The sequence below is a fragment of the Nocardia sp. BSTN01 genome, assembly GCF_015354405.1.
Taxonomy (GTDB): Bacteria; Actinomycetota; Actinomycetes; order Mycobacteriales; family Mycobacteriaceae; genus Nocardia.
Genome location: NZ_JADKYP010000122.1, coordinates 1 through 4,289 on the forward strand (window position 1 = coordinate 1; position 4,289 = coordinate 4,289).

The window sequence follows — 4,289 nt, forward strand, 5'->3', positions numbered from 1 at the left end:
CGCCCGAATTGTCGGAGAATCTATTGTCCCGCGTGGGCGATCCGGTCGACATTCTCCTCCCCGACGGCTCCTCGGTCGCTGCCGCCGATCTGGTCGCCGAAACGATCTCCCAGGTCGTCGCCGATTTCGATCCGGCTTCCGCGGTCGCGACGGTGCCTGCGTGGTGGCCGGCACACATCGTCGAGGCCCAGCGCCGCGCGCTCGACCGCGCCGGCGCCGAGGCGGTGGTCCTGGTCGCCGAACCGCTCGCCGCGCTCCGACGGCTCGAGGCGCATACGCCCTTCCCGGCCGATACCCCGGTTGTGGTCTACGACTCCGGCGCCACCGGCACCACGGTCTCGGTGGTCGGTTCCGGTCCGCACTCGGGACTACTGGGCGAACCGGTTCGCTCCACCGAGGTCTCCGGCGCCGAATTCGATCTGCTGACGATGCGCTACGTGCTGGCAAATGCATTGGGAGAAACGGATTTCGATCCGTTCGACCCGGTTGTCGAACGCGAATTGTCGATACTGCGAAACCGGTGCGCCGATGCGAAACACCGGCTTTCGACCGACACCGCCACGGTGGTTCCGGTCCGCCTGGCCGGTATCGCGCGCGATGTGCGCCTGGTCCGGGACGACGTGGAGGATCTGTTCCGCGGTCCGCTCGCGGATTCGCTGAGCCTCGTGCACGAGGCCGTGCGGCGCGCGGGGGTGGGCATCGACCAGGTGGGCCGGATTCTGCTCACCGGTGGCGGCGCTTCGATCGGCCTGCTCACCGAACTGATCTCCGGCGAGTTCGCGATCCCGATCGCCCCCGTCGCCGACCCCGGCTCGCTCAGCGCGCGGGGAGCGACCTTGCTCGCCGCGGACCTGTACACCGAATCTCGGCGTCATGCCGCGGCCCTGGCCGTACCCGATTTCGAACCCGATTTCGCTGAGCCGCAACCGATTTCCGACGACGCCACGACCACGGCCCTGCCGGCGCTCGGCGACCGGGCCACCGTCGAACCGCCGCCGGCCGACACCGCGCCGTCCGGAACCAGCCGGTGGCGCCGCGTCGCCTTCATCGCCGGCGCCGCGATCGCCGTGGGCGCGGTCGCCACCGGCACGCTGGCCCTGGGCACCGCGGGAAGTCCCTCGAACTCGTCGCCCTCCCCCGCGGCGGCGACGTCCGCGGCTCATGCGGCGGCGACCTCGGCCGGGGTCGCGCCGGCCGGCGCCACCGACCCCGCGCATCCGACGGCTGGGAACCCGGTGACGGCCGCGAACCACACCGGCACGAACCACACCGGCACGGCCGCCGACAACTCCGCGGGGACCCCGGCCGCGGGCACGGCGGCGGCGGACTCGCCCGCTCCGAATTCCGCGGCGGCGAATGCGCCCGCACCCGAATCCGCCGTGGCGCCCGCGCCGAACGCTCCGGCGCCGAATTCCCCGGCGCCGAATTCCCCGGCGCCCGATTCCCCCGCGACCGGCAGCCCCGCACCGCAGGCGCCGCCACAGGTGCCGGTGCAGACGCCCTCGGCGCCGTCGGCTCCCTCTCAGCCCACAGTGCCGAGCTCTCCCGGCGGCTCATTGGGCAACGTCTTGAACAACGGACTCGATCAGGCGGGTAACGCAGTCGATACGGCCGTGCAGCTCCCAGGCCAAGTGCTGCCCCACAAAGGCAACTGAGGATCGGTGACAGTGGTCGGCAACCTCGCGGTCGCATTCGGCGCCATTCCGGGCGCGCGGGAGATTCTCCGGGAACTGGATTCGGGCTCGCCGGATCCGCTCGTCTACCTGATTCGGGGGCGGTGCGGCACCGGGAAGTCCACACTGCTCGCCGCCGTCCGAAATAGGTTGCGGCGCAGCGGTATCGGCTGCTTCGATGATGTGAGCGCGACGACCACGCCGCCGGATACCCGCGCCGCCGTGGTCGTCGACGACGCGCACACCCTGGACCAGCTGCAGCTGGAAAAGCTCTGCGCCGCTGTCGAATCGGATTCGCGCACGATCATCATCGCGACCCGGCCGCAACCGCACGATACCGCCCTGCGCGCCCTTGCGGACGCGGTGTCGCGGCGCGGCCGGGTGGTCGAACTGCGCCCGCTGGGGACCGCCGATATCGCTCCGTTCGCCCGCGAATTGGGGATGACCGTGCCGCGCGCGGTCGCCGACCACGTCCACCGGCACACCGGCGGCATCCCCGGCGGTGTGGTGGCGGCGCTCACGGCCGCCTGCGCCACCCGGCTGGAGGGCGGGATCGAGGCGGTCGATCAGGCCGTGACCTCGTGGGCGCGAACGCTTCTCGACGATACCGAACCGCAGCTGCTCGAGGTCCTGACGGTCGCCACCACCGGCGCCGGTCTCGATCCGAGCGAGCTGGCCGAGGTGCTCGGCACCGACGAGGCGACGGCGGTCGGACTCGTCGACCGGGCCCGCGCCGGGGCCCTGATCACCGACGCCGACCTGTTGCTGAGTTCTGCCATCGAACCGCTGCGCACCCTGGTCGGCGAACGGCGGTTCGTCTCGATTCAGCGCCGCCTGCTCACCGCCCGCCTCGAGGCCGGGCTCCTGCGCGACCACACGGCGCTGCAGCTCGCCGAATCCGGGGTCCGCGACGAGCGACTTGCCGAATTCCTCCGTGCCGCAGCCGACAACGCGGGCGGCGAGGCGAGTCGCTACTACACCGCGGCCGTGGCCAGTGGGTACGAGGCTCAGCGAATCGCCGTCCCCCGCGCCACCGCGGCCGTCTTCGGCGGCGACGACGAATCCGCCTTGCGCTTGGCCGAACCCGTTCTCGCGCGCCCCGACGCCGAACCCGCGGAACTGGCCGCCGCCGTGCGGATCTGCGCGAGCGTCCAGGCCCGCCGGGGGCTGATCGGCCGGGCGGTACAGCTGTATTCCTGGCTCGGCACGACCCGTACCGGCGCCGACTGGGCGACCGCCGCGGCGGTGTTCCACCTAGCCGGAGCGGTCGGGGACGCGCGGGCGGTGTCGGGTTCGGCGGCACAGTGGCCGCCCACGGAAACCAATGCCCGCACCGGTCGGTTCGCGACCGCGCTGGCGCAGAGCGTCACCGGCGAATCCCGCAGTGCCGCAACCTCGGCCGCGGCCGCCCTGATCCAGCTGGCCCGCACCGCGGCGCCGGAGGACCGCATGCTGCCGTGCGCTCCGGTCGCGCTGGCGACGCTGCTGTGCCTGAGTATGGGCGAGCCCCGCCGCGCCGCCGACGCGCTGCGCGGCACCGATCCGCACGATCCGCAGATCCGGGTGCTGACGGCCTGGACGGCGATGCTCGGCGGCGACGAGCAGACCGCGGCGAAGACGGTCGCGACCGTCGACACCACCGCCCTGCCGCCGCGCGATCGGCTGCTCGCGCACGGCGTCCTGGTCGGACTGGCCCGCCGCGCAGGCGATCACGGCGTCCTGCTGCGCGCCTGGGAGGCCGCGTACCCGACCTTCGACGAGGTCGACGCCGATTTGCCCGCCCTGCTGCCGATCGGTGAACTGTGGCTGGCCGCCATCCGCCTCGGTGAACAGGAGCGGATAGTCCGATTGGTGGAGGCGGCGCGAGATGTGTTGCGCAGTGCGGGAAATCCGCCGGCCTGGGCGAATGTGTTCCACTGGTACGAGATTCAGGCCGCGATCGCGCACGAGCGCCCGGACGAACTGATGCCACCCGCTCGACTGCTTAAAACCGCTGCGCAAGCGGGTGATCCGCATGCCGCGATCCTCGCCGACGCGGGACGCACCTGGGTGCTGGTACTGCGCGGTGAGGTCGCCGAGGATCGGGTGACGGCGGCGGTGCGACGCCTGGCCGCGATCGGCATGGTCTGGGATGCCGCCCGGCTGGCCAGTGAGGCGGCGTTGAGCGCCGGCGATCCGGCCACCGCGACGGCCCTGCTGAAACTGGCCCGCACGGTGCGCACCGGCTCCCGGCCCTCGGCCACGCCCGAGCGGACCCCGGCTGCCCCGCGCGCCGCGACGACCCCCGAACCGGCGGCCGCCTCGGTCCTCAGTGAACGCGAGCGCGAAGTGGCCGAACTGGTCCTGCTGGGCCTGACCTACCGTGAAATCGGCGCTCGGCTGTACATCTCCGCGAAGACGGTGGAGCATCATGTCGCGCGGATCCGGCGTCGAATCGGAGCCGGGTCGCGCTCGGAGTTATTGTCGATGCTCCGCGCAATGGGACACGGTTCGTTACTCGTGTGATCGGCGCGCTCGAGACACCGAAGCGAGGTATTGAGGATGGCCACAGGGGTGGGCCTGCGGATCGCCGAGGACGAATGCGTCGCGGCGATCGTCACCAGCGGTGGCGAGACC

The 4,289-nt window shown here is 72.1% G+C and carries 2 protein-coding genes; both read left to right on the top strand.

All coding sequences use genetic code 11. The features are described from left to right. Positions 1–1,655, top strand: a 1,655-nt coding sequence (locus IRT45_RS37670) for an Hsp70 family protein (RefSeq protein WP_305082337.1), incomplete at its 5' end; no start/stop codon positions are given. A gap of 6 nt (positions 1,656–1,661) precedes the next feature. Then, positions 1,662–4,178, top strand: coding sequence for a LuxR C-terminal-related transcriptional regulator (locus IRT45_RS35960; protein ID WP_309241309.1), 2,517 nt, complete (start codon positions 1,662–1,664; stop codon positions 4,176–4,178). Positions 4,179–4,289 lie beyond the last annotated feature (111 nt).